Origin of the sequence: Thalassolituus oleivorans MIL-1, assembly GCF_000355675.1 — a bacterium.
Classification (GTDB): Bacteria; Pseudomonadota; Gammaproteobacteria; order Pseudomonadales; family Oceanobacteraceae; genus Thalassolituus; species Thalassolituus oleivorans.
The window spans coordinates 2,049,532-2,075,071 of the sequence record NC_020888.1; the positions used below are offsets into that span (position 1 = coordinate 2,049,532).

Annotated in this window: 23 protein-coding genes, 5 tRNA genes and 1 pseudogene; 6 read left to right on the plus strand and 23 right to left on the minus strand. The window is 44.0% G+C overall.

What is annotated here, in order from left to right; translation table 11 throughout:
* Positions 1–4: 4 nt before the first annotated feature.
* The 9 genes and pseudogenes from TOL_RS09280 to TOL_RS09320 all read right to left on the minus strand — a co-directional run bounded on the left by TOL_RS09280 (position 5) and on the right by TOL_RS09320 (position 10,845).
* Positions 5–1,594, minus strand: coding sequence for a BamA/TamA family outer membrane protein (locus TOL_RS09280; protein ID WP_015487062.1), 1,590 nt, complete (start codon positions 1,592–1,594; stop codon positions 5–7).
* A 555-nt stretch (positions 1,595–2,149) separates the two neighbouring features.
* On the minus strand, positions 2,150–2,725 hold the full coding sequence (locus TOL_RS09285; RefSeq protein ID WP_015487063.1) for a cytochrome b/b6 domain-containing protein: 576 nt from the start codon (positions 2,723–2,725) through the stop codon (positions 2,150–2,152).
* A 44-nt stretch (positions 2,726–2,769) separates the two neighbouring features.
* On the minus strand, positions 2,770–3,459 hold the full coding sequence (locus tag TOL_RS09290; RefSeq protein WP_007103505.1) for a VIT1/CCC1 transporter family protein: 690 nt from the start codon (positions 3,457–3,459) through the stop codon (positions 2,770–2,772).
* Between the two features lie 140 nt (positions 3,460–3,599).
* A complete protein-coding gene (locus TOL_RS09295) occupies positions 3,600–4,580 on the minus strand; it encodes a copper resistance protein B (RefSeq protein ID WP_007103506.1) in 981 nt (326 codons plus the stop codon).
* The gene (locus TOL_RS09300) at positions 4,577–6,313 is read right to left on the minus strand and encodes a copper resistance system multicopper oxidase (RefSeq protein ID WP_015487064.1); all 1,737 of its coding nucleotides are present in this window, start codon (positions 6,311–6,313) and stop codon (positions 4,577–4,579) included. Before TOL_RS09300 ends, TOL_RS09295 begins: the two co-directional genes overlap by 4 nt.
* Positions 6,314–6,834: 521 nt before the next feature.
* Positions 6,835–8,139, minus strand: a complete 1,305-nt coding sequence (locus tag TOL_RS09305) for a sensor histidine kinase (protein WP_015487065.1) — start codon at positions 8,137–8,139, stop codon at positions 6,835–6,837.
* On the minus strand, positions 8,136–8,783 hold the full coding sequence (locus tag TOL_RS09310; RefSeq protein ID WP_269450281.1) for a response regulator: 648 nt from the start codon (positions 8,781–8,783) through the stop codon (positions 8,136–8,138). Before TOL_RS09310 ends, TOL_RS09305 begins: the two co-directional genes overlap by 4 nt.
* A 169-nt stretch (positions 8,784–8,952) precedes the next feature.
* A pseudogene (locus TOL_RS09315) lies at positions 8,953–9,681 on the minus strand (Tn3 family transposase); the annotation flags it as partial.
* Positions 9,682–9,694: 13 nt separating this feature from the next.
* Positions 9,695–10,845 (minus strand): IS3 family transposase gene (locus TOL_RS09320; protein WP_399347676.1). Its coding sequence is split into 2 segments (ribosomal slippage): positions 9,695–10,602 and positions 10,602–10,845, totalling 1,152 coding nucleotides; the frame shifts between segments, so codons are not numbered across the junction.
* A 264-nt stretch (positions 10,846–11,109) separates the two neighbouring features.
* Between TOL_RS09320 and TOL_RS09330 the strand changes: the two genes are divergently transcribed.
* Positions 11,110–11,634, plus strand: coding sequence for a hypothetical protein (locus tag TOL_RS09330; RefSeq protein WP_015487068.1), 525 nt, complete (start codon positions 11,110–11,112; stop codon positions 11,632–11,634).
* Between the two features lie 138 nt (positions 11,635–11,772).
* On the opposite strand, the gene TOL_RS09335 is transcribed toward TOL_RS09330, so the two are convergent.
* Both TOL_RS09335 and TOL_RS09340 read right to left on the minus strand, forming a co-directional pair.
* Positions 11,773–11,862 (minus strand) — tRNA-Ser (locus TOL_RS09335).
* A gap of 83 nt (positions 11,863–11,945) precedes the next feature.
* Positions 11,946–12,527: a nitroreductase family protein gene (locus tag TOL_RS09340; protein ID WP_015487069.1), complete on the minus strand. Its 582-nt coding sequence runs from the start codon at positions 12,525–12,527 to the stop codon at positions 11,946–11,948.
* A 175-nt stretch (positions 12,528–12,702) separates the two neighbouring features.
* Here TOL_RS09340 and TOL_RS09345 point away from each other — a divergent pair, with 175 nt between their 5' ends.
* Complete coding sequence (locus TOL_RS09345) at positions 12,703–14,091, plus strand: adenylate/guanylate cyclase domain-containing protein (RefSeq protein WP_015487070.1); 1,389 nt, start codon at positions 12,703–12,705, stop codon at positions 14,089–14,091.
* A gap of 31 nt (positions 14,092–14,122) precedes the next feature.
* Here TOL_RS09345 and queF read toward each other — a convergent pair whose 3' ends face one another.
* The 3 genes from queF to TOL_RS09360 are packed head-to-tail and all read right to left on the minus strand — an operon-like array spanning position 14,123 to position 16,667.
* Positions 14,123–14,959 (minus strand): NADPH-dependent 7-cyano-7-deazaguanine reductase QueF, encoded by an 837-nt coding sequence (gene queF / locus TOL_RS09350; RefSeq protein ID WP_015487071.1) that lies wholly within the window; start codon positions 14,957–14,959, stop codon positions 14,123–14,125.
* A 14-nt stretch (positions 14,960–14,973) separates the two neighbouring features.
* Positions 14,974–15,750, minus strand: coding sequence for an ABC transporter permease (locus tag TOL_RS09355; protein ID WP_015487072.1), 777 nt, complete (start codon positions 15,748–15,750; stop codon positions 14,974–14,976).
* Complete coding sequence (locus TOL_RS09360) at positions 15,747–16,667, minus strand: ABC transporter ATP-binding protein (RefSeq protein ID WP_015487073.1); 921 nt, start codon at positions 16,665–16,667, stop codon at positions 15,747–15,749. The genes TOL_RS09355 and TOL_RS09360 overlap by 4 nt, the downstream gene beginning before the upstream one ends.
* A gap of 24 nt (positions 16,668–16,691) precedes the next feature.
* On the opposite strand from TOL_RS09360, the gene TOL_RS09365 reads away from it, so the two are divergent.
* Positions 16,692–17,069, plus strand: coding sequence for a PA2817 family protein (locus tag TOL_RS09365; protein ID WP_015487074.1), 378 nt, complete (start codon positions 16,692–16,694; stop codon positions 17,067–17,069).
* Between the two features lie 203 nt (positions 17,070–17,272).
* Here the strand turns inward: TOL_RS09365 and TOL_RS09370 are convergent.
* The 4 genes from TOL_RS09370 to TOL_RS09385 form a co-directional block, all read right to left on the minus strand.
* Positions 17,273–17,348, minus strand: a tRNA-Gly gene (locus tag TOL_RS09370).
* Positions 17,349–17,395: 47 nt separating this feature from the next.
* A tRNA-Glu gene (locus tag TOL_RS09375) sits at positions 17,396–17,471 on the minus strand.
* A 114-nt stretch (positions 17,472–17,585) separates the two neighbouring features.
* Positions 17,586–17,661: transfer RNA gene (locus tag TOL_RS09380), tRNA-Gly, on the minus strand.
* A 13-nt stretch (positions 17,662–17,674) separates the two neighbouring features.
* Positions 17,675–17,750, minus strand: a tRNA-Glu gene (locus TOL_RS09385).
* A 180-nt stretch (positions 17,751–17,930) separates the two neighbouring features.
* Here TOL_RS09385 and TOL_RS09390 point away from each other — a divergent pair.
* A complete protein-coding gene (locus TOL_RS09390) occupies positions 17,931–18,680 on the plus strand; it encodes a hypothetical protein (RefSeq protein ID WP_015487076.1) in 750 nt (249 codons plus the stop codon).
* Here TOL_RS09390 and TOL_RS09395 read toward each other — a convergent pair.
* The 3 genes from TOL_RS09395 to msrB all read right to left on the minus strand — a co-directional run bounded on the left by TOL_RS09395 (position 18,671) and on the right by msrB (position 20,154).
* Positions 18,671–19,141, minus strand: a complete 471-nt coding sequence (locus tag TOL_RS09395) for a MarR family winged helix-turn-helix transcriptional regulator (protein WP_015487077.1) — start codon at positions 19,139–19,141, stop codon at positions 18,671–18,673. The genes TOL_RS09390 and TOL_RS09395 overlap by 10 nt on opposite strands.
* A complete protein-coding gene (locus TOL_RS09400; RefSeq protein ID WP_015487078.1) occupies positions 19,141–19,626 on the minus strand; it encodes a glutathione peroxidase in 486 nt (161 codons plus the stop codon). Before TOL_RS09400 ends, TOL_RS09395 begins: the two co-directional genes overlap by 1 nt.
* Before the next feature lie 123 nt (positions 19,627–19,749).
* On the minus strand, positions 19,750–20,154 hold the full coding sequence (gene msrB / locus TOL_RS09405) for a peptide-methionine (R)-S-oxide reductase MsrB (protein WP_015487079.1): 405 nt from the start codon (positions 20,152–20,154) through the stop codon (positions 19,750–19,752).
* Positions 20,155–20,237: 83 nt separating this feature from the next.
* Between msrB and TOL_RS09410 the strand changes: the two genes are divergently transcribed.
* Both TOL_RS09410 and TOL_RS09415 read left to right on the plus strand, forming a co-directional pair.
* On the plus strand, positions 20,238–21,455 hold the full coding sequence (locus tag TOL_RS09410; protein WP_015487080.1) for a pyridoxal phosphate-dependent aminotransferase: 1,218 nt from the start codon (positions 20,238–20,240) through the stop codon (positions 21,453–21,455).
* 16 nt (positions 21,456–21,471) lie between these two features.
* A complete protein-coding gene (locus TOL_RS09415; protein WP_015487081.1) occupies positions 21,472–21,864 on the plus strand; it encodes a hypothetical protein in 393 nt (130 codons plus the stop codon).
* An 8-nt stretch (positions 21,865–21,872) separates the two neighbouring features.
* On the opposite strand, the gene pdxB is transcribed toward TOL_RS09415, so the two are convergent.
* Positions 21,873–23,015 carry a 4-phosphoerythronate dehydrogenase PdxB gene (gene pdxB / locus TOL_RS09420; protein WP_015487082.1) on the minus strand — a complete coding sequence of 381 codons (1,143 nt, stop codon included), beginning with the start codon at positions 23,013–23,015 and terminating at the stop codon, positions 21,873–21,875.
* 81 nt (positions 23,016–23,096) lie between these two features.
* Positions 23,097–25,226: a molybdopterin-dependent oxidoreductase gene (locus TOL_RS09425; protein ID WP_015487083.1), complete on the minus strand. Its 2,130-nt coding sequence runs from the start codon at positions 25,224–25,226 to the stop codon at positions 23,097–23,099.
* Positions 25,227–25,540: the final 314 nt, after the last annotated feature.

Here is a 25,540-nt window from a genome sequence, read left to right on the forward strand (position 1 = left end):
GAAACTAGGGGCGATTCAGATGTCCCCAGAACCCCATATCAGTGGAGAGCGGTTTGACTATGTCAATGTGAATGACCTGAGCTTCACTGGAGTGCGTAGAGTAAAACCTAGCTCCTAAGCCCACGGATGTAAGAGTAGAGTTGTTCACATTGCCAATTGGACTATCTCCAAAGGCTTTGCCGGTGTCTATAAAGGCTGCTCCACCCAATTCAAATAACTTGTAAATGTTAATGTGAGGATAATATCTAGCCTCTAGAGTGAATTGGGTTGTGCTCTTACCATGCTGATAATTTAAAGGGTATCCTCTAACACCTGAGTCATCTCCTAGTGCTATAGGGGCATCTAAGAATGGGTTCTTGCTGATGGTGTTAGAATTTTTAAAATAGGCCCCCCAATTGTTATTAAACTTATGGAAATACTCAGTTGAAAACGATAGTTGCGTTCGGTCCTGCGTTACGGAAGTTGAATTAAATTCCCCTTTAAATTGGCCATCGAAAAACAGAAACCCGTTTTCAGACGTTTGGAGCCCTTTAGAAAACGTAAACTCCCAAATTGCATCAGGCGATTGAGGCGTATTTGAAAAGTCCCGACCGATTAGCCCGTAAACGTGCCAGCCAATGTTAAAGTCTTCAATTTGGTTGATTAGGTTAAAATTGGTTAACTTCCTATAGTCCTTTTGCAGATACTCTAGGCTCAAGAAGGGATATTGGTAGTCTCTGTTTTCAGGTAGATAGCCTGAAGTAAAAAGCGTTGGGATAGCTAAGTCAGAGAATTGGTGTTTATCTCGTATATAACCAATACCGTATCTCAACGTTTCATTATTAGAGTCGCTGAGTAGCCATTGCCAATGTGCAACGGCATAGGATTGGTCGTGATTATATTTAGCAACCGTAACGCCATTTTGGAATTGAGTATCAATTTGATTAAAGTTATTGATGCCGACCTTATAGGCCTGTTCAGTATCAAAGCTTACAAAATTTTTGTTTAGGAAAATGGCTCGTGAACTGCCGTCGTCACTACTTGTTAGCCTAATACTAGCATTAATATTTCGGTCTAAAAAAAGTGGGAAATGAGTGTCAAACTTGTAACCGGTTCTCTGGTTATTACTAAAATATTCAAGCTCTGCATCAATGCCTAAACCCAGCAAATTGCGGTCTTTTATGCCAATGGCATATTTATTAATACCCCCCTTTCTTCCAAAGTCGACTGTTGGCATAAGTGACCAATTATCCCAGGTCTCAACATCAACTTTATTATCATCATTCACCGTGACTTTTGCTTCACGGATATATTTTTGCTTTCTTAGGTGGCGTTCCAGTTCATCAATATCAGCTTGTGCGATGTCGCACTTTTGGATAAAAAATGCGCTTTCATTTATTAGAGTGATGTCTTTTGTTTTTATGTGTAATAAATTTGCCCAGTGATGTAAAAATATGGTGTCTGGATCGGTTAAATCAAAAATGTCATTAGTCTTAAGATTTAGGTTAGTGGTTTGATCGCAATTAGGTTGTGCCTCTTCGCTTGCAGCAAGGACGAGGTTGGCTCCACATAAGTAAGCGACTAAGGAAATAATATAGGGGAGTTTTGGATTCATACGAACACCTTGTTAAGTGCCTGTATGATATTCAATTATTCTTAAGAACTGCTTACCGTGCGCTGATTGTTCACTTAATATTGACTTTGGTTTTGCCTAACGAGGAAAATTAAAATTAGGTTAATCAGTTTAGATTTTTGAAATCATTAGTATTCTAAAAAAGTGTATAAACTAAAACTATTATAGATAATACATGTGAGTCAAAAGTGCTGATGCCAGATGGTTTTTTAAAAAAACACACCCTGTGCCAGGATTGTTGTCGCCTTAATGATTATTATAATTAATCAAAGAGCGGTATGTAACATACAGTGCAATACAAAAGACATTCAATCCAATTTAAATAAGCAGTATTAAGTTTATCTGATCACAAATTTCCGGATTATTATTTGGGTATTTGATCGCTGGGTTAACCATCACTATTTTTAATAAGTGCTTGGTAATCTAGTTGTTCGATCGATGGTATTACGAGAAATATACCAGCTTTGCCATTATTGGGAGTCGGGGGGCGAATGCTATTGTAGGGGCCAAATTTGTTATTGCCTATCCATTTTATTGTTAGCCGCCTTTCAGAGACTTTGAATAGACAAAAATATGCAAAACGCCCATAACACCGTGTCCAATCATGTATGCTTGTACTAATCCCGTTAAGAGCTTATGCACATCTTCTATATCATGTGACCATGAGAGATTAGCATTCCAAGTAATAAACCATAACAAGCCAGTAAATAGGACTAAAAATAATGCTCCTAAACCTAGACCTTGAATACTGCCAGCAATACCATAATCACTTGCTTCAGGAAGTTTAAACTTCAATAAATGCTTGATGTCACCGCCTAGCTGAGTGAACTCCCCATAAAGATAGGGAAAAAAATGTTTAAGGCTATGCCGCCTTAATTCCACAATAAGAAACGTAATAGCTACGGGTATAAGAAAAAGTCCTGTGATGATATGCAGCCAAGTTCCGTAAAACTCGATTGTGTTAGAACTTAAATCTCCGGTGTCACTAAAAGCCATAAAATTACTAACAATGAGCTGGCTTGAAATTAGAACAATAATTGCTACATGAAGAATGCTAACTGATCTTGTTTGACGTTCTTGCAGGTACTGCTTTGTTGTATTAAATATATTCATTGAATATCTTATTTTGGGTTATTAAAATTAATTGTGGAATATTACTAGGTGGCGACGCCAAATAGCCTGCCCACTCCAGCCGTTAATGCCATTGCGAGTGCTCCCCAAAATGCAACTCTAGAAGCACCGACAGTAATGGAAGCACCTCCCGCACGGGCTGCTAGTCCACCAAGAAGCGCTAGAAAAACAAGTGAAAGGATTGCAACCGTATATATTAAAAGATTACCAGGGATAAACCAGGCGACTAGCAGTGGAAGTGCTGCACCGACTGTAAAGGTTCCTGCGGAGTAAAAAGCCGCTTGAATAGGTTGCGCATTTACATTTTCAGATATACCGATCTCATCTCTTGCATGTGCCCCCAAAGCATCATGAGCCATTAGCTGTTTTGCAACTTCTGCCGCTAAATCAGGCTCAAGTCCTCTGCCTTCATATATCTTCGATAGTTCATTTAACTCAAACGTAAAATCTTGCTCTAGAGACTTTTTTTCAAGCGCCAAATCGGCATTCTCTGTATCTGATTGGGAACTAACAGATACATACTCACCAGCAGCCATCGACATTGCGCCAGCAACTAACCCAGCGATCCCGGCAAGGAGGATGTTTTCTTGAGTGGCACTAGCAACAGCGAAACCAATAATGAGACTGGCAGTAGAAACAATGCCGTCATTGGCACCCAATACAGCTGCCCTTAGCCACCCTACTCGGTCTGAACGGTGTAATTCTTTGTTACTCATGCTTGCCTCTTTTATTTTAAAATTATCGATTTAATAGGTCATGTCAAAATGCAAATAAAAATTGATAAGTTCCATTTAATGAGTAACGTTTTTTAGACTTATCATTTCACAAGGTATACATAGTATTTATAGCGCTAAGGTCAAAACCAAATTCGAACACCTAACACAACTTCAGTAAACTCAGATGAGCTGTCTTGTTGTTGAGAATATTTGGCAGAGTCTCCGTATTTTTTCTGCCAAGTAATACCTATATACGGCGCAATCTCTCTTTTAAACTCATATCTAAGACGCAGATCAAGTTGAAAATCATTGACACCTTGCCCAATGCCAAGCTCCGGTAAATCGCTTGCAGAAGCGTTTATTTCTGCTCTTGGCTGTAAAATTAATCGTTGGCTAAGCAGAAGATCGTAAGCTGCGACTATACGAGCCGATATTTTACCATTACTGTCAACAAAAAGAGCGGGTTCAACTTCAAACCAATAGGGTGCCAGCCCTTGAACACCAATTACACCAAAATAGCGTTCATCGTTTTTTCCACTGCCGTATGCACGATCATATCGTGCGCCGTACTGAATATCCCAATACGCCGATACGGCTTTACTGTATAGCCCTTGAACTTCAAATTCACCACCACTTTCGGATTTAATGTCTCTGCCTTCAAATTTAACCCAAAACTTTTCATAGTCTGTACCTCGCCAACCTTGCATATCCCAGCGGTTAAGTTTTGTATTGTTTCCATTTCGGTACTCTAATTGATCAAATATGACCTTACTAACAGTCATTTCATCAGTTTCTTCCCAGCCTCCCATACCTGTATATTCGTAACCTCCTGAATTAGCAAAGGGGTCGCGTGTACCTGTTGCTTTGTTATCATTCGAATTCATTTTCATGGACATTGAATCCGGTGCTTTTTCTTTTCCCATGCTTTCATTTGAATCAGTTTTCATGGACATTGAGCTCTGAGGTTTTTCCTTCTCTTTGCTTTGATTCGAATCCATTTTCATTCTAGCGTTATTTACTGAAGTATCCTTTTCACTAGCCCGCACCATATTTGGCAACATTATGCTCAGAAAGAGGGTAATTAAAAAACCATTGATTGAGTGTTGATTAAAAATTTTCATGCTACTACCACCTCCCTAAACATGCCTGCGGCCATATGGTAAAGTAAATGACAATGAAATGCCCAGCGCCCAGGCGCATCAACAGTAACAAGAAAGCTCACTCGTTGAGCTGGCTGTACGGTAATAGTGTGTTTTCGCACCTGAAAACCGCCTTCTGGTGACTCTAAGTCAGACCACATCCCATGTAAATGCATAGGGTGCAGCATATTGCTATCGTTATGTAATATGACTCTGATGCGCTCACCTAAAGGAAAATGGAGAGGTTTTGCTTCGTTTAATTTAAGGCCATCGATTGACCAAATAAAACGTTCCATATTTCCGGTAAGGTGCATTTCGATTTCTCGAGTCGGTGTGCGCGTATCTTCTGGAACTTTTAAACTTTTCAGATCGGCATAGGTTAATGCTCGTCTGCCGGTATTTCTTAAACCTGCCCCTGGATCGTCAAGATTTGTTCTGGGCATATCGACTCGCATATCAACTCCAGCCCCGAACTCGGTTGAAGCATGCCTCACCTGTTTACTAGCCTTAGCTAAGCCCTGATTTTCCATCTTTTGCATCGCAAGGTGATTAGGCATCATCTGCATACCTTTATCACTGCTGCTTTTTCCCATCTCTCCCATCATATCAACCATAGATAGAAGTACCGGCGCATCGATTGGTGGCGGTGATGCTTTCATCGATTTTTGGGCTGATAACGTACCACTAACATAGCCTGAGCGGTCAAGTGCCTGAGCAAAAACCGAATATGCTTGATTATCTGGAATTTCGACTATCACATCATAGGTTTCACCGGGACCAATCCTGAATTCATCTACAACTACCGGTTGAACATTTTGACCATCGGTTGAAACCACTTTTAGCTTGAGGCCAGGAATACGAATATCAAAAAATGTGGCTGTCGAGGCTCCAATAAATCTTAAACGGACTTTTTCACCTTTATTGGCTATTCCGTGCCAATTGCTAGCTGGTGAATTTCCATTCATTAAATAGGTATATGTTGCAGCACTTATGTCGCTAAAATCCGTCGGGCTCATTCTTGCTTTGTTCCAAGGTTGACGTTGCTTAAACGCTTTGGCCAAACCTACATTGGATACATCATTGATAAAATCGCCTGCTGTAAGTTGCTGATAGTTATAATACCCTCCCATTTTCTTTAAATTAAGATAGACATCAACGGGATCTTCATCAGTCCAATCACTTAAAACTACGGGATAATCTCGATCAACTCTTTCTTCTTCGAGGGGATTGAGAGAATCGATAATTAATGCCCCATAAACACCAGTTTGTTCAGCTAATGTATGCGCGTGATACCAGTAAGTGCCGCTTTGGACGACCTTAAATTTGTAGTCAAACGATTCACCAGGCTCTATTCCAGGGAAGCTAATGCCCGGAACACCGTCCATCTCTGGATCCAATATCATTCCGTGCCAGTGGATTGTAGTCATTTCTGTGAGATAATTGGTTACTTTAATTGTTACCTCGTCACCTTCTTTTATTCGCAATACTGGCCCTGGAAGCAAACCGTTAACCAATGTGGCTTTGGCTGTACTTCCTGTGACATTGACTTCTTTTTCACCAATATCTAAGTTAAAAAATTTGCCGGTCAATTGTTTATTTGGTGGACTAGCCCAAGTAAAGGAACTCATCATTCCGGTTGAAGCGAGTGCAGTTAAAGCAGCAGTACCTTTCACAAAACGACGCCTAGCTTGATTATGAGAAAGTTTTGAGTTCATGAATCCCCCTGTAAAATAACGATTAAACTGAAAAAAATATGGCAATCGAGCTGCTGTAACGAGCACTAATAAAATTTTATTGTTGCTTCTAAAACAGTCACTTAAAATTAATTATGTTGCTTTCAAATGGACTATTGGTATCTATCGCAGGTAAAAAATTAGCTACCTACAGTTGAATAAATGAATTGAGCAAGTGATAACGATGGTAATATACTCCTCGAACATTTCCAAGTGATTACTCACACATTACTTTGCTGTAATCCTAGCCGACTACCGTTCATTCTATTGTTTTAAAAGCCCAAATGGCTTCGCTGACCCTGCCACTTATATTTACTGCTAAAAAGCAGGCGTGATTTTGATTAAATTTGAGTATCTCTTTTATAAAACATGATTTTCTGACCTACGTTTTATGTCTGTGGCAAAGTGGCAGTTCGCTGTGAAATTTGAATTTAAAGGATTACATAGTGACTTAAGACAATTGGTTATTATGTCCCCAGCAACTCAAACAAAAAAACTAACATTTATAGTAAAGGTTGCTCATACTTAAATTGCAGCCCTCCGTGTTCACGATTCGCTAGTATTATGCTCCCACCTAGGCGTTGTGCAATCTCATGACTTATTGCCAAGCCTAAACCACTTCCCGGCTGCACACCCTCCATAACCCGGTAAAAGGGTTGCATGACTTGCTCTAGCTCTGCTTCTGGAATGCCTTTGCCACTATCTTCAACAATTAAAACAGCTTTGCCGTCCTGTTTGTATAGGCTTATATCCACTTTTCCTCCGTGAGGAGTAAAATGTATGGCATTCTCAATCGCATTGCGCACCAGCTGACCTAATCGCCCTTGCTTATCACCTACAATAATATTTTCGTCCTGTCTGAGCATTCCAAGATCTATATCAGCAGCTTCTGCAATTGGAAACATATCTGCACTAACATCCTGAACCACCATGTTAAAGGATATTTCTTGTATGCTGACGTTTTCTTCACTTTGTAAACGAGCCAAATCAAGCAGTTGCGCAACCAAATTTCGTAAACGCAGCAAACTTTGTTGTAAAACATGTTGTCGTTCTTCTCTGTCTTGTTCTGTCGTTGCATGAGCAAGATTTTCGGATTGTAAAGCCAGAGCAGCAATGGGGGTGCGTAATTCATGGGCCGCATCGGCTATAAAACGCTGTTGTTTTTGCATCGCCTGTCCAACTCTCGATAATAAGGCATTAATAGAGAAAACAAATGGAGCGATTTCAATTGGCACGTCTTTAGAGGAAAGTTCGTTAATTTTCGCTAAGTGCATGCCATCCTGCTTATCCATTACCTTGGTCAGTTTACCCAGTGACAAGAATTGCGCGCGGATAATCACATGAATAAGGATAAGCAGAATACCAACCAGCAACGCGATGGGCAAAAAAACGGCCAAACTACTACTCCAGGCAATCATGTCACGCAATTCGGTCTGTTGGGCGATGACAAATCGACGCTGACTTTGCTGTTGTGTAGTAGTGAATACTCGCCATTCTTCATCATCTAAGACTAAGGTTTGCAGTCCATCTTTAACAGTGGAGGGAATATTCGAAAAGTAAGTTTGTTTACCAAGTTCTTGGATGATAATAGATTCTTCTTCTTCTGAATCTTGATGATCGAGTATTAACTGTTGTAGTTTTCCGGTACGAACTAAGTTAGCGATATTGGTTAAGGTATTATCTTGCAGCTCCCTAGCCTGAAAAAAAGCGATACCTCCTGCAATCACACCACCGAGCAAGACCAATACTAACGAACTAAGAATGATCCACTTATTTAGTTCTCGTTGTAAGGATAGTTTCCGGTTCATTTACTCACCATCCAGCCCATTCCCCGTACATTTTTTATCACATCTTTACCGAGTTTTTTACGCAAAGCATGAATAATAAATTCAATGGCATTGCTCGCCACCTCTTCATTCCAACCATAAATACTCTCTTCGAGTTTTTCTCTAGATAAAATTGCACCGAGCCTGAGCATCAAGGCATGCAGCAAAGCATATTCTTTAGCGGTGAGCTGAAAAGTTTGGTCATTTCGAGACACTTCGCGGTTAACTGGGTTAAGTGTAATTATATTATTGCTTAAAACTGGATCAGCAACACCGTGATTGCGACGGATCACAGCACGAATACGGGCATGTAACTCGTCTATGGAAAATGGTTTTACTAAATAATCATCGGCACCGTAATCTAAACCTCGTATTCGGTCCTCTACTGCATCACGTGCAGTAATGATGATGACTGGCAGTTTATTTTTGTCCTTTCGAAGCTCGCGTAAAACTTCTAGGCCATCTTTTTTAGGTAAACCAAGATCAAGTAAAATAAGTGCATATTCTTCAAGCTCTATAGCGCGTAAGGCAGACTCTCCATCTTGAACCCAATCTACCGCATAGGACGCATCATGCAGTGCAAGTTTAACTGCATTACCTAATGGAGCATCATCTTCTACCAACATAATACGCACGATTTACTTACTTCGCTCTTTATCCACTACAGTATACTCAGCTTCGATGATACGGTTTTTGCATGTGTTTAAATGACTAAAATTGGGGTTCTGGGGACATCCCCGCCTAATGTAACACTTATCGCTACAACCCACAGCTAACATGACATTCACAGGCCTCTTAATTTTCATTCTGTACTATTGATTGCATAATTTCATCTAAATCAAGTAAGTTTTGTTCAAAGCTAAAGCTGTAAGTTCCGTTCAAGTTTATATTATGCCATGCCACTGGTGAAACTTGCTTAATGATTTCCAATTTTTGATCGTCACCCTCTGCCTTAAAGTGCTCTAGTAATCGGCTCAAGATCAGCGAATTAAAATAGATAATGGCGTTCGTTAAAAGCCTTGCACATTCGTTCCATAAGACGATTTCATCGTCTGACTTTCCTTGAAAACGATTTCCATTTACATGAGCAATAGCGCGACGTAATTGATGATAGGCTTCCCCGCGATTCAAAGCTCGTTGGACATAAGTTCTTAGGCTGGCGTCATCAATATAGTCTAATAAATACATGGCCTTGAGCATTCGGTTGTACTCAGTTAACGCTTTCAGTAAAGGGTGGTTTTGACTGTAGCCAGAAAGCTTTCTCACAAGCATTGCCTGCGTTATCGTCTTTTGCTGTAACGATATTATGATCCGTTGAATACTATCCCACTCATCGACAATTAACGTGGTATTGATAGGCTTTTTCAACGAGAGTGTCGCCTTGTTTTCTTCCCCCTCACTCACATCAAAAAGATCTGATATTACTGTTCCAAACTGGGCATAACGGGGTGCAAATGTGTACCCAAACAAGTCCAGCAAGGCAAAGTTCACATGATTAACACCATGTGTATCGGTGGATTGAATCGCCCCTAGTTTCCTAGACACCCATTTGCTTCAAGAAATAATTCTTTTCATAGTCCCTTGGCGACAAGTCATTATTATTACCATGACGACGTGTGGAATTATAAAACAGCTCAATATAATTAAATATATCCGCTTTTCCTTCTTCTCTTGTGCGATAAATTTTACGGCGAATACGTTCTCGCTTTAGCAAGGCAAAGAAGCTTTCCGCACAGGCATTATCATGACAGTTCCCTCTACGGCTCATACTGACGGTTAAGTTATTGGCTTTTAACATGCTTTGCCAGTCGTAACTTGTGTATTGGCAACCTTGATCGGAATGCACGATCACCTCACCTTTTGGCTTCCTTCGCCAGCACGCCATCGTGATTGCATTCAGTACCAAATCGGTATTAATACGTTCACTCATCGACCAGCCAACGACCTGCCGTGAGAATAAATCAATGATTACCGCTAGAAACAGCCAGCCCTCATAGGTACGAATGTAGGTAATATCGGTGACCCATACGGTATTCGGTTTGGATACATCAAATTCACGATTCAGTAGGTTAGGGGCAACGGTGGATAACTCGCCGCTGTCATAGCGTGTTTTTCGGTTGTAGCCCCGCTCTGCCTGTATTTGTGCCTGCTGCATCAGTCGATGAACACGATTTTTTCCACAGTGTTCTCCTGCATGCTTTAGATCTTTATGGATTTTTCGATAGCCATAAACGCAACCACTCTCAAGCCAGAATTGCTTAATAAACCCGAGTAGATACTCATCAACTTTCTGCCGTGTACTTTCGGGGTTCGCTAACCAGGCATAAAACCCACTGGGATGAACTTCAAGTGTTCGACACAGGGTACGAACGGAGTAGCGATCTGTTCGAGATTTTATGAACGTGTATTTTTCTTTGACTCGGCAGCAAAGAACACGGCGGCCTCCTTTAATATGTCACGCTCCTCTGTGACACGTTTTAGCTCCGCTTTAAGCTTACGCAGCTCTTCATGACTGGATTGCTTCTCGTGGTAGGCTTGCGCATTCTCGCCGTAACGATCACGCCAGTTGTACAAGCTCTTAGTTGTAATGCCTAAACGCTGAGCAACATCAGCAATGGAGTAACCATGTTCGGTCACTTGCTTTACTGCTGCGATCTTGAATTCTTCGTTATATCGTTCACCAGCCATCTCGGCCTCCTCTTTAAATACATTGTAACTTTAAAGAGTGTCTAAGAAACTAGGGGCGATTCAGACTATGAAAAGAATTATTTTTTGAAGCAAATGGGTGTCTAGGAAACTAGGGGCGATTCAGTTGCTCAAAATAATGTCATTGACTGGATAAAAACCGATCAGCGTCAACTCAAATGGCTATTGAGAAATATACCCATTCAAGTGAGTAATGAATGGGAGCTCTTCGGCAAATCGGATATAGAGAAGGAGATTGATAAACGCATGTACGAAGAATCTCTAAAAGCTATGAATGCGACTGATAAAGAACACATTATTGCCTTTCTTGATGCTATTCGTTCCACATCAAAAAATTTAAACGACAGACCTCATAGAGAGGTTATTGCAGAAGAACTACAAAATAGTTGGAAGTCGCATCAACAGCAAACGATATTCATTTCACGATTTTTTAAGGACGATACTAGCGCAAAACTATCCCTTATAAATGATAATGTGAATACCTGCTCATTACTTAACGGTCCATTTGATAGCGAAATCGAGGTAATAATAGCCCTAGACGCCTTGATACATAGTGATGGACTGGCTGGAGTCAAACTATTGATAGGAAAGTTAAGAAATCAATTCAATTCAAGTAACTATCGCACAAAAAACAAAGATGCGAAGCAAATAAACTCAATGATCCCTAACGATTTGATCGAAAAATTGGACAAAACAGCGGCAAACAAAGGAATCAAAAGAAACGAGTTAATCGTCAGACTATTACGTGAAGGACTAAAGTCGAAAACGTGACTGCACTGAAGCACTCACCCTGCAAATTTACAACACACCAGGTCACAAAATTCTCAAAAGCATTAGGGGACGGATTGGGGGACGACTAATCAAACAGACACAAAAAAGCCCCGAATTACGGGGCTTTTTCTTAAATATTGGCGGTGAGGGAGGGATTCGAACCCTCGATAGGGATAAACCTATACACACTTTCCAGGCGTGCTCCTTCAGCCACTCGGACACCTCACCAATTTCTAAATGCACGCCTTAAAAGCGCAATTCAGAGGTCGCGTACTATACGCAGGCACTTACGAAGCGTCAATACACTTTGCCTAGTCGTTTGTTTTTACAAGAGTTTCGCCATTCCATTCGCTAACAAAGTCGGTAGATAGCATCACTGGCGGTTGCTTCAGTGTGCAGTTAACGTGGCCTATATAAACGAACCCAGTGATGACATCGTCAGTGGTTAGTTCCAATGCCTGACGGACACCTTCGCTATGCACCATATCTCCGGTGCGCCAAATTGCTCCTAATCCTAGAGCCCAAGCAGCTGTCAGCATATTTTGTATGCCAGCACCGGTTGATAGTAATAGTTCGTCCCGTGGCACTTTGGGATGATCTTGTACCCGCGTGACCGCAACAATAACCAATGGAGCGCGCTGCAACATGCCTCTCAGCTTCTGTTGGCGCTCCTCAGAGAGGCTCTCCCACTCCGGTGTTGATTGCAAGAAGATCTCCCCTAGCGTTGATCGTGCGTCTCCACTAATGGTGATGTATCGGCTTGGTCTTAACCATGCGTGATCAGGAGCTCGCAAGGCAGCCTGAAACAATGTCTCTTTTTGCGCCATAGTAATGTCGGGCCCTGTCAATTGAGGGACGGAAACTCGTTCAGTAATCGCCTTAATTGCGTCCATTTTTTGACCTTCTCTTTAGTTATTCATTTGGCGCATAATACCCAACATGGTTCATGACATTCCAGACAGGCTATTGCTGCGCCCTTAATTTAACGGTATATACTTAGATCTAAGACTATGTCACTAGAAGTGATAGGTTTTACCTAACATAATAATAACAATCTAGGATGTGAGCATGGCTAGTCCACAAGACCTCTCTCATTTCTCCGAGACGACCTTGCCAAGACAGGACTATGTAGCTCGCATATTTGGCTACGGGGTCGCTGCATTAGCGATGTTTGCGGCCATGCATTATGGTTACTACGGTGAGCAAATGATGATAGTCCCAGTCATTGCGCTAACGTATCCACATCTCATTTATATACTAAGTCGCCCTTTCCGTCGTCGTCGCGCTTATATTACACGCCAATTTCTTATTCATGGTGACGCACTTTGGTGTGGTCTGTTTCTTGGCTACATTAATTTCCCAATGGAGCTGGTTGTACTCTTTCTCATCATGATCAACACCAGCTTTATTGTTGTGGGTAGCTTCACCGCATGGGCATTTTGTATTGTCTCGCTTATCTCAGGTGCAGCGGCAGCCTACCTCGTGATTGGCTATACCCCTATGCCTCAATTACCAACAGAAGTATTTTTAATTACTGCAACAGGCGTCGGTGTGCATCTGGCTCTTACGGCGTATAACAGCTATCGCCAAGCCCGCGACCTTATTCGTTTGAAACTGAAGTTTCAAGGGCAAGTAGAGCGCTTCCAAGCGCTATCGCATCAGGTATCTAAGTACGTTGCCCCGCAGGTATGGGAGTCGATCTTTTCAGGACGCCGACAAGCTCGTCTAGAAACACAACGTAAAAAACTAGTCGTATTTTTCTCAGATATCGTCGGCTTTTCCGCATTATCAGAACAAATGGAAGCGGAAGCCTTCACCGACTTACTGAATACCTATCTAACCGATATGTCGCAAATCGCGCTGAAATATGGCGGCACCATCGATAAATTTATTGGTGATGGCATCATGATTTTCTTTGGAGATCCCAAAACCAAAGGCACCAAACGCGATGCACTCGCTTGTGTATCTATGGCCATCGAAATGCGTCGTCATATGGACAAACTTCGCCAACGCTGGGCTGAGCATGGATTAACAACGCCCTTACAGATCCGAATGGGTATCAGCACGGGCTACTGCACAGTCGGTAACTTTGGTACAGAAAGCCGCATGGATTACACCATTATCGGTAAAGAAGTTAACCTAGCCAGCCGCCTAGAGACCGAAGCTGAAGCGGGAGAAATTTTAATATCCCAAGATACCTACAGCTTAGTACGAGACCGAATCGTATGTAGAAGTCGATCCAATGCAATTGTTAAAGGTTTTCGCGATCCGATACCCACCTTTCAAGTGGTCGATTATCGCCTAGATAATGGTATCGATAATAACTATGTTAACCACGATATCGAAGGCTTTGCCCTACACATGGAAACGGATAAAATTCGCGAAGAAGATAAAGATAAAGTGGCTGACGCGCTAGAAAAAGCAGCACGCAAGTTACGCGGAAAGTGCGTCGCCTGACGCACTTAATGACACGACCGAAAAATCCCAATTACTGCCGAAACAGCCTGAAATTCTCTGCTTTTGCATCCGTCATAGAACTACGGAACGGATTGATATCCAAACCGCCACGTCGCACATAGCGAGCATAAACCGTCAATGCTTCCGGCTGACAGCGTGCTGAAATATCCCTAAAGGTGCGCTCGACGCACTGCTCGTGAAAATCTTGGTGCTGACGTAAGGACACTAAGTACTGCAACAAGCCCGCTTCGTCGATCTTGGATCCTCGATAATAAACGAAGATACTGCCCCAATCGGGCTGCCCTGTCACAGGACAATTCGACTTCAACAGATGACTGCAGAGCCAGCCGTCGAAAATTTCATCCCCATTAGCGCGCAGAAATTCAGGATCAAGTTCGTAGCTGGATACTTCGATATCAATATCATCTAAGCATTTCGCCTCTGGCGCTAACGGAAATTGCGTATCAAAGCCATGAAAGATAACGTCTACAAACGTCCCTTCAGCCACACCTGCCGCAGCAGATAAATCGGCAACCATGAGCGCCCTTACAGCGTCTACGCTGTCAAAGCGCGACTGATTAAAGGAATTCAGATAGAGCTTGAATGACTTAGACTCAATCAAATAACGGCTAGTGGCTGGAATCCGGAACTCCGCCGTGCAAACCAAGGGCTTACCCTTGGCATTCAACCAAGAAATCTCGTAACCGTTCCAAATATCAACGCCGAAAAAGGGGAATTGATTGCGGTCTAATCCTTGTGCCCTCCAGCTTTCGTCACGCTCAATTGGAAACAGCACACTCGGATCATAGGTATCGCGATAGGCAGATACCTGACCCAATGGATTGTTGTCGCTGTGAACTGATGCCATAACACTATCTCCTACTACTGTCGCATTCCTACGCCGCGCTGCAACAACCAAACACTGTACGCGGCTAAAATGACGATAAAGAAAATCAACATACCAAATGCAAATACAACACTGACATCAGACACCCCCATCACGCCGTAACGGAAGGTATTCACCATGTACAAAATTGGATTTAACTTTGATACCCCCTGCCAAAACTCAGGCAGAAGATTAATGGAATAAAACACACCGCCTAAATAGGTCAAAGGCGTAATAATGAAGGTCGGTATAATGGCAATGTCATCAAACTTAGTAGCGAAAACTCCATTAATAAAACCACCAAGTGAGAACAAAATAGCCGATAGCAGTATGACACTGACCACGATCCAAATATTATAGATTTTCAAGTCGGTAAAATATAACGACAGAAGCGTTACGATAGCGCCAACAAGAACTCCGCGCACGACACCACCGCCAAGATATCCTAATAAAATTGTCACCGGATGAACCGGAGCCACCATCATTTCTTCAACACTGCGTTGAAACTTATTACTAAAAAACGACGACGACACATTGCCATACGCGTTAGTAATAACACTCATCATGATTAAACCAGGAACAATGAAGGACATATAATCTACGCCGCCCATTTCACCAATTCGCGAACCGATCAAAGTACCAAAAATCACGAAGTAGAGTGTCATCGTAATGGCTGGCGGCAATAAGGTTTGCTGCCAGATACGCATAAATCGACGAACTTCCTTCACTAGAATGGTATTGAAGGCTACCCATTGTACGCGCATTAAGCTCATGCGTTGTCTCCCTGAACTAAGCCGACAAATAGCTCTTCTAAACGATTTGACTTGGTTCTCATACTACGAACTTCAGCCCCCTGTTCGGTTAGCAAAGCAAAAATTTGATTAATGCTTTGCCCCTTTTCAACCGTGACTTCAATGCTTTCTAAATTAGCAATATTCGTTTCGAAACCCGGCAAGTTGAATGATTCAGCAACCGGGGATATCAAATCGAACACGAAGGTTTCGGTCTTAAGTTGACTCAGTAACTCGCGGGTACTCATGCACTTAACAATATGCCCTTTGTTGATAATGGCGATGTTACGGCACAACTGCTCCGCTTCTTCCAAATAGTGGGTCGTAAGAATAATGGTAGTACCGCTTTTATTGAGCTCTTGCATAAAAGCCCACATTGAACGACGTAGTTCGATATCCACTCCCGCGGTTGGCTCGTCCAGAATCAAGACTTTCGGACCATGCACCAAAGCACGAGCAATCATCAAACGACGCTTCATACCACCAGAAAGCATTCTTGACGGCTGATCACGCTTGTCCCATAGATCAAGCTGACGTAACAACTTTTCAGTGCTGGTTGCTGCTTCTTTGCGAGTCATACCGAAGTACCCCGCTTGAGTAACGACAATGTCGTACACTTTTTCAAACTGGTTAAAATTGAATTCTTGCGGTACGACGCCCAAATGACGCTTGGCATCAAATGCCTGCTTGGACACATCAAAGCCCATAATAGATGCCGAACCAGATGTTTTCTGTATCAGACTCGATACAATACCCAAGGTGGTTGACTTACCCGCACCATTTGGCCCCAGCAAAGCAAAGAAATCGCCTTGCTGTACTGTGAGGTTTATACCTTTTAAGGCTTCAAAGCCGTTGCCATATACCTTAGCGAGGCCTTCCACCATTAATGCCGGAACCATACCTATAACCTTATGAGAGATCGAATGAGCGAACGTCTGGACTATCACTTAGGGCTACTTAAAAACACCCAAACTCGTCTGCTAAATGCGAGCAAGCAGGACAGCACAGCAATTTCGGAAGAGATTCTACAGCAATTACAGCTCGTTATTGACCAACTGGTGCAACAAACTGGTTCAGGTTATGAATCAGGCCATGATCTATTAGCCAATATCGCAACACACCACCCGCAACTAATGCCCGCTATCGATCGCGACTTACTATGGTTCTTCGGTGGCGATTGCCTGCATTTTCTAGCAGATGACGAGATAGAACGCTTTCAGCGTTTAGAAGACATGGCAGCAGAAGCTGAAAGTGACGGTAAAACATTCGACTATCAGGCAGCGCATGGCGCATTGCGATAATAGTCGTCGATTTGGAGCGCCCCAAAAGCGCTCCAGCTCTCAAACTCTGTCACATAAAAAAACCCCAGTACTTTCGCACTGAGGTTTTTGAATTTGGAGCGGGAAAGGAGATCGATCGGACTGGCGCTCCAGCTCTCGACCCTTGGGTCGGGAGTTTCTCGCATAAAAAAACCCCAGTACTTTCGCACTGAGGTTTTTGAATTTGGAGCGGGAAAGGAGATTCGAACTCCCGACCCCAACCTTGGCAAGGTTGTGCTCTACCAACTGAGCTATTCCCGCTTATTACCTAACGCTTCTGCCTGGTGTATACCGAATCTTAAAAAGATTGGTATCCCCAAGGGGATTCGAACCCCTGTTACCGCCGTGAAAGGGCGGTGTCCTAGGCCTCTAGACGATGGGGACATCGCGTTAAGTGCTGCGCATTCTAGCGCTTTGTTGTTGATTTGCAAGCGTTTTTTCTTACTTTTTCAACAACATTATTGATCAAGCGTCTGGCGTAATACCAACAAAAATATTTGGAGCGGGAAAGGAGATTCGAACTCCCGACCCCAACCTTGGCAAGGTTGTGCTCTACCAACTGAGCTATTCCCGCAAAACATTTTTGATGGTATCCCCAAGGGGATTCGAACCCCTGTTACCGCCGTGAAAGGGCGGTGTCCTAGGCCTCTAGACGATGGGGACGTCTTAATCAAAGAGCGCGCATTCTATTTTCGTATCGACGAGTCGTCAAGCCCTGCAATGTAAAATTTTCGGTCTACACTGGTTTTAGACGTTATGTTTAATGCTCCTGGTTATATTTCAGTCAGAGCTAACACAGCAGGTGAACCTCAATCAGGCCCGAAGGGACAGGAATAAGACGCCATGAGCACCAGTTTGCTAATTGCTATTGCCATCGTCACTGCATTTGCAGCGCTCGCTGCTTTAACCTTCAGTCGATGGTTAGAACAGCGCCGTCTGGAACGCTTAAGGCAGGCTGTAATGCATAGCGACAACATGAATAAGGCATGCCTCTACGGAGAAGAACTCAGTAAATGGTTAAGCCCAGAAGCACTGCAATTCATTGCTCGAGTCATTCAATACCACCAAGAACAAATCCAATTACTCGGAATCCCGCCAAATGCGCGCACCAATCGCGCAGCGGCGATGGCCGAAGAATGGCAAAACAACCCTCCTCCACCGCTCAGCTACCCAATGCCAAAAGACCTAAAAAAAGCGCAGGCATTGCGTCAATCAGTCGTATCCTTGCTGGAGCTTGTGAAAGAAGCCTACGGGCATCAAATTGTCGAAACAAACATCGCTCGCCAAGTCATTAAAGAAGGACGCATGCTCAACACCCGAATCTGCATCGGTGTTTATCAAGCTCGTGCTCAAAATGCGTTAAAGCAGAACAGTCCGAATCAGGCTATCCATTTTTTGAAACGTGCTGAAGACGCACTTCGAGCGCTAGGGGAACTCCCGCACGATTTGCAGGAGTTAATGAGTGCACTATCCGAAGAAATAACTAACTTAGAGCAGCAGCGCTATGAAACACATACCAGCTCACGGCTGTCGGCAGAAACGGAAGAGCTAGCAGAGGCCGACGAGGCTTGGAAAAAGAAGAACTACGACTGATTTTTTGCCTTCTGCCAGCGTTTTATCCAGCCCCACAAGTGGTCCCTCAGGGAGGCTACCTCATCGATAGAGACTCCAGCTCGGCACATCAAATTACTCGGCACCGTTGAAGCCAGCTCACGCAATGACATTCCCTGTTCCGTTAACCCCACAAGCACGATACGCTCATCACTTTCCGAGCGCTGACGAACGATAGATCCCGAAGTCTCCATACGCTTGAGTAACGGCGTAACCGTGCCCGTATCCAGCATCAACTCATCGCAAATATCTCCGACTTTTAACCACTGCTGATTATTTTCCATCGCTTCCCATAGCACTAGCATCACTAAGTATTGGGGATAGGTCAGGCCAAGTAGCTTTAATAGCGGGTGGTAGGCTTGGGTAATTTGTCGCGCCACGGTATAAGCCGCAAAACAAGTTTGATTCGACAAATACAAATGAGGGTATTTTTTAATCGACATTACGCTTGTGCCAATTCAGTCTCGACATCGGTTAATAATTCTTCTGGCTTGGTGGTTGGTGCGTAACGGCGCACGACTTCACCTTGACGATTAATTAAAAACTTCGTGAAATTCCATTTTATCGCCTTAGTTCCCATCAATCCGGGAGCAGCCGTTTTAAGCGCTTGATATAAAGGCGCAGCGTCGTCGCCATTCACTTCAATTTTGCTAAACATTGGAAAGGAGACACCATAATTTTTTTGGCAAAACGCTCCAATTTCCGCCTCACTGCCCTGCTCTTGCTTGCCAAACTGGTTGCAAGGGAAGCCTAAAATGACCAAGCCTTTGTCCTTGTAGGCGTTATACATGCTTTCAAGGCCTTCATATTGATATGTGAAACCACATTTACTTGCGGTATTCACGACCAATACAACCTTGCCTGCGTATTCGGATAGATCCTGCTCAACACCATTAAGTAATGGCATAGTGTAATTTAAAACCGTCATCTCAACTCTCTCCCGTTTATAGCGCAACCGCGGCTGCATTTACATTGCACGAAACTATATTGCATACAATATACTTTAACAACCGAGAACAGCCTTCTGAATTCAGGCTATTTCCCCAGGTGCCTATTCTTTGGTAGATGCTTTATCGAAGGTTAACGAAGCCGAGTTAATACAATACCTCAATCCAGTCGGTGCTGGCCCATCGGTAAATACATGACCTAGATGCGCGTCGCAATGCTTGCAAGTTACTTCGGTACGAACCATAAAATGACTCGTATCGGTACGCTCATCAATCACTTCGTGTGATACGGGAGCACTGAAGCTTGGCCAGCCGCAACCTGAATCAAATTTACTGTCAGATAAAAATAAAGGTTCACCACAACAGACACAGCGATAGGTGCCTTCATCTTTACTATCATAGTATTGCCCAGTGAATGGTCTCTCTGTTCCAGCCTCTCGAGTAACGCGATAGGATTCAGGAGATAAGGTCTTACGCCATTCATCGGCTGTTTTAACAAGCTTTTTCATAGGTGTTCCCACTTTCGAAGCGCACGGGGTCGGAGTATGATGCCTCCTTTTCTTTTCGATGCAACACAGGCAGATCGAGTTCCATGCAGGAAATATTAAAATCCAACAAACTGGCTAACGTTTTCTACGACCTACGTGGACCTGTACTACAGGCGGCCAAACGCATGGAAGAAGAAGGTCATCGAATTCTGAAGCTTAACATCGGCAATCCAAAACCGTTCGGACTCGACGCGCCAGAAGAGATCATTCAGGACGTTATCTATAACCTCCCAGACTCTGAAGGCTACTGTGATTCAAAGGGCTTATTTTCTGCGCGCAAAGCTATCATGCAATACGCTCAGCAAAAGCGCATAGCCAATGTAACAATTGAAGACATCATCATAGGCAACGGCGTCAGCGAACTGATCGTGATGTGCATGCAAGGTCTACTGAATAATGGTGATGAAGTATTAGTTCCTGCGCCAGACTACCCGCTCTGGACTGGCGCGATCAGCTTAGCTGGTGGGCGCGCGGTGCACTACATCTGCGACGAGCAATCAGATTGGTATCCCGACCTTGATGATATGCGCAGCAAGATCACCGATAAAACGCGCGCCATGGTGTTGATCAATCCGAACAACCCGACGGGCGCAGTTTATCCTGATGCTTTATTGCTTGAGATGCTAGAAATTGCGCGCGAACACAACCTTATCGTTTTCTCAGATGAGATATACGACAAAATATTGTTCGATGGTGCAACGCATACTTCAACCGGCGCCCTTGCCGACGATTTATTGATTATTACCTTCAACGGTTTATCCAAAAACTATCGTTTGGCTGGATTCCGTTCTGGTTGGATGATTATCAGCGGTGCTAAGCACAAAGCTAAAGACTACATCGAAGGTCTGGAAATGCTAGCGAGCATGCGTTTGTGTGCCAACGTTCCAGCGCAACACGCTATTCAAACCGCGCTTGGTGGCTATCAAAGCATTGATGACTTAGTCGCCCCTACGGGTCGTATTTGTCAGCAGCGCGATATCGCTTATGAAATGCTCAACGATATTCCTGGCATTAGCTGTGTTAAGCCAAAAGGGGCGCTGTACTGCTTCCCCAAAGTGGATGCGAAACGCTTTAATATTCGTAATGACGAGCGCATGGTATTGGATTTACTTGAACAGCAGAAAATCTTGATTGTTCATGGTACGGCCTTTAACTGGCCAGCCCCAGACCACTTCCGCGTTGTGTTCTTACCACGCCCGGAAGATCTGACCAACGCCTTGGATAAAACCAAGCATTTCTTCGAAACCTATCAGCAGCTGTAACAGGCTGCAGATAAGTATGCTAGACGTTCATATCGACGAATTTTTTAACGATTGCGCAGTAGCCCTACTAATGGGCCTGCAGTCTTTTCCTGCAGCAAAAACTCTGTTTGTGGAAGATATCGCGGGCCCTGACGATATGGACGAATTTGGACTTCATAGCGCCAGACACATCGCTGCACTTGGTGCCCTGTGCTGGCTCAAAGATGAAGGTTTTGTTCGTTTTGGTGCTATGGACCGACAGGAGTCCGTCGATAATTTTGTGCTTACCAGTAAAGCGTTTTCACGGTTATTAGCGCTTGAGCCAATAGCAAACCAACCCGTGTTTCAAATACTGGAGAGCGCTCGCATGGAACAAGATTCCACACGAGTGAGCTTTCTGTTACGAACGTATCTAATCAAGGAATCGTAGCTAAATAGCTACTTAGTGCGAACGTCAAATCCTGCCGAAGTCAAGGCATCCATCAAATCATGCGCTCGCGCTGGAACTCCAACTCGTAACGTTGGTGTATCACGACGCAGTGGATACTCTTTACGTAAGCGATCAAATGTCTCGCGTAAATTCTTAGATCGACGCATCGCTGATCGCAACACGCCATCATCCACACGAATTTCATAAGCAGCCCGAATAGCCGTGCGTAAAGCCTGATGAACCGGCGCTTGCTCGGTAAAGTTAACGCGTTTAATTCCGGGTTCTGGTAAAAACTGCGCCAATTTACAGCGGATAGGTAAGCCAAAGAATTCACAAACACCGTGATATACCATCTCGGTACCGCGCATCTTGCCATCCAACGAGTATCCCGCAATATGGGGAGTACCTAGCCAGCAATAATCTAACAGCTCAGTATTTATCTCGGGTTCACCTTCCCAAACATCCAAGATTGCAGAGAAGTCGTCGTTTGCTTTCAAGTGTTCTAACAAGGCCGCATTATCGACAACCGCCCCACGAGCTGCGTTAATCAAACAAGCATCCGGTTTCATCTTGGCGAGGGTTTCAGCGTTCAGCATGTGCCAAGTAGGATGGTCACCGCTTTTCGTCATGGGCGTATGGAATGTCACGACATCCGCACTTAGAGCTTCTTCAAAGGAGGACAAAACTCCCACGTCTTCCGGATCTTTAAATGGATCAACGCCAATCACCTCAACGTCCATCTCTTCTAGCCTATTGCGCAACAGCAATCCGACATTGCCCAGCCCAACAATACCAACTGATAATTCAGTAAAGGCAATACCGCGGCTATCAACAAGAACGCTCAGTGCACTCAACACATAATCGACCACGGCTTGAGCATTGCATCCCGGCGCGCTACGAAAACCAATGCCTGCTTTTTCTAAATAATCGAGATCAATATGATCTGTACCAATCGTCGCAGTACCAACAAACTTCACCTTACTGCCTGCCAACAGCTGCTCATTCACCTGAGTAACGGAACGAACGATAAGGATATCGGCATCCGCTACATCAGCAGCCGTCATAGTTCGGCCTGGCACTCGAACGATATCTCCAAATTCTGAGAAAAACTGATCAAGTAACGGGATATTTTCGTCGGCAACGATTTGCACTGGGTAACACTCTATTCAGTAAGGAATCGGCATTGTGGCAATAGCTCGCGTCAAACACAATGATCACGAGCTAAAGCATCTTTAAGCGACGCGAGTAATCGTTACCGAGACACCATTAAGGGCCGCATTTCCGGTCAACTCATCCAAATAATGATCATCAGTTAAACGATTAGTATTCACCCCACCCGCTTGTCGCGCTTGAGCCAGTTGCACGCCATCTTCATCATGACCCCAACCGTGCGGCAAGCTCACAACACCCAACATCATGGAGTCACAAGGCTCAGCTTGCACTGTGAGCGTCGCCACCCTCGACGTCACCTTAACCGTGTCCCCTTCTGCAATACCTAAACGTTCGGCGTCGACAGGGTTCAGTAACAACCGATCACGTCTTGGCCCTTTGGTTAAACGACGGCTGTTATGTAGCCAAGAGTTGTTACTGCGTACGTGGCGGCGACCAATTAACAGTGAATCGTCACTTTGTGGCGCTAACAATGCTGTGCGCAACCGCTGAAGCTCATCGACAAAAACCTTAGGAGTTAGCGATAACTTCTTGTTTTTAGTAAACAAACGATTCGGCATGGAAGACTCCAACGCACCAAGATCTAAACCTTCTGGCGTTTCAATCAACGTTTTCAATGCCAACTGATACGGTCCTCGTTTAAGCAGGACTTTAAGAATACCCACTGGCTTGAGCCAGTTCATAACGGCATAGGTTAGTGAGGTTTGGAGTCGAGTCTTTAGAGAACCGCGATTTAAACGCTTAGCCAAACCTAACAAGATTTCCCAATCTTCTTTGCCGCCCTTTGGTTTATCGAACAAAGCAGGCGCATATTTCGCCACATTACGCACCGCAAACGTATTGAAAATCAGATCATAATGATCACGCTCTAACGGGCCACAAGGGGGAAGAATTAGATCGGCGTGACGAGTCGTTTCATTAATGAAATAGTCTATCGACACCATAAAATCGAGAGATTCAAAGGCACGGTTAAGCTGATCACTGTTTGGCGTTGAGATGATTGGATTGCCTGCGACCGTCAGCATGCCACGTATCTGCCCTTGCCCCCCAGTAAGAATTTCTTCCGCCATTACAGCGACAGGAAATTCTCCGCCAAATTCAGGCAATTTACGCACACGACTACGATATCTATCAAAATGTCCGCGTCCACCACGAGCCGCCAAAATAGCCGGTAAATCAATTGCTGGCTTAGTAAACATCACGCCACCAGGGCGATCAAAATTGCCACTGACGATATTCAATACGTTCACCAACCACTGACATAAACCGCCGTACTGCTGCACGGATAAGCCCATTCGGGCATAGCAAACAGCCGATGGGGCTGCTAACCACTGCTTCGCTAGCTGACGAATATTACTTTCATCAATGCCGGTCGCCTTGGCAGCGATATCGGGAGTGAATCCTGCGCATAAACTTGCAAGATCAAGACTCTCGACATAGTCCGGTAACGTTGGCAATTCATCGCGCTGTTCGTTGGTCCAAATATTTAAAATCGCCAACAACAAAACCAGATCTTGCCCTGGACGAATAAACCAGTGCTCATCCGCTACCTTGGCTGTTTCGGTGCGACGCGGATCAATCACCAACACTCTACCACCGCGTTTTTGTATGGCGCGGATACGCCCCCGAAAATCTGGTGCTGTCATCAGGCTACCATTCGACGCCAACGGATTCGCACCCATAATGATCATGAAGTCGGTTCGATCAATATCCGGAATCGGCAACAAAAGTTGATGGCCAAGCATATGCAAGCTCGCCATATGATGCGGAAGCTGATCTACGGATGTAGCAGAAAACTTATTTTTTGAACCCAAAGCCCTGAGCAACAAAGGTCCAAACAACAAATTGCCATAGTTATGAACGTTAGGGTTGCCTAGATAAGAACCAATAGCATCTTTGCCATGCTTAGCTTGAATCTCAGCAAACCGTTTGGCGGCAATGTCCAGCGCTTGCGTCCAGCCTATCGGTTGCCAACCAGACTCGGTTTTCAACATTGGCGTCGTTACTCTGTCCGGATCTTCATGCAGATCTTGCAGCGCCGTCGCTTTAGGGCAGATGTAACCTTGACTAAAAGGGTCGTCTTTATCTCCCTTAATTGACAGTATCTCTTCCGTTGCAGGATTAAATTCAATTTCAATACCGCAGGTGGCCTCGCACAGGCTGCAGGTGCGTTTATGCGTCTGAATAGTCATGCTGTCGTCCTAGCTGCTGATCGCCGGCAGAGACCGGGATTATTGTTTTTACTGACTATACAGACTACTCAATGGCTCGGAGCAGGCCATTTATGCCAAATTCCGGACAACAAAATTCAAGACAGCCAGGGCGTACCACAAGAGGCGCAACTAAGCCGTACCTCCCCGGCTAATACACGCCCAAAGACAGCAAAAACAAACAGCAGAAAGCCCCTGATAATCATGTCAGCCGCAGCCGAATGCTCAGATAAGCCGGAGAAATATTAGACCTGACACTCATTATTTTTATGAATGATGCACATCAAGGGGACTAA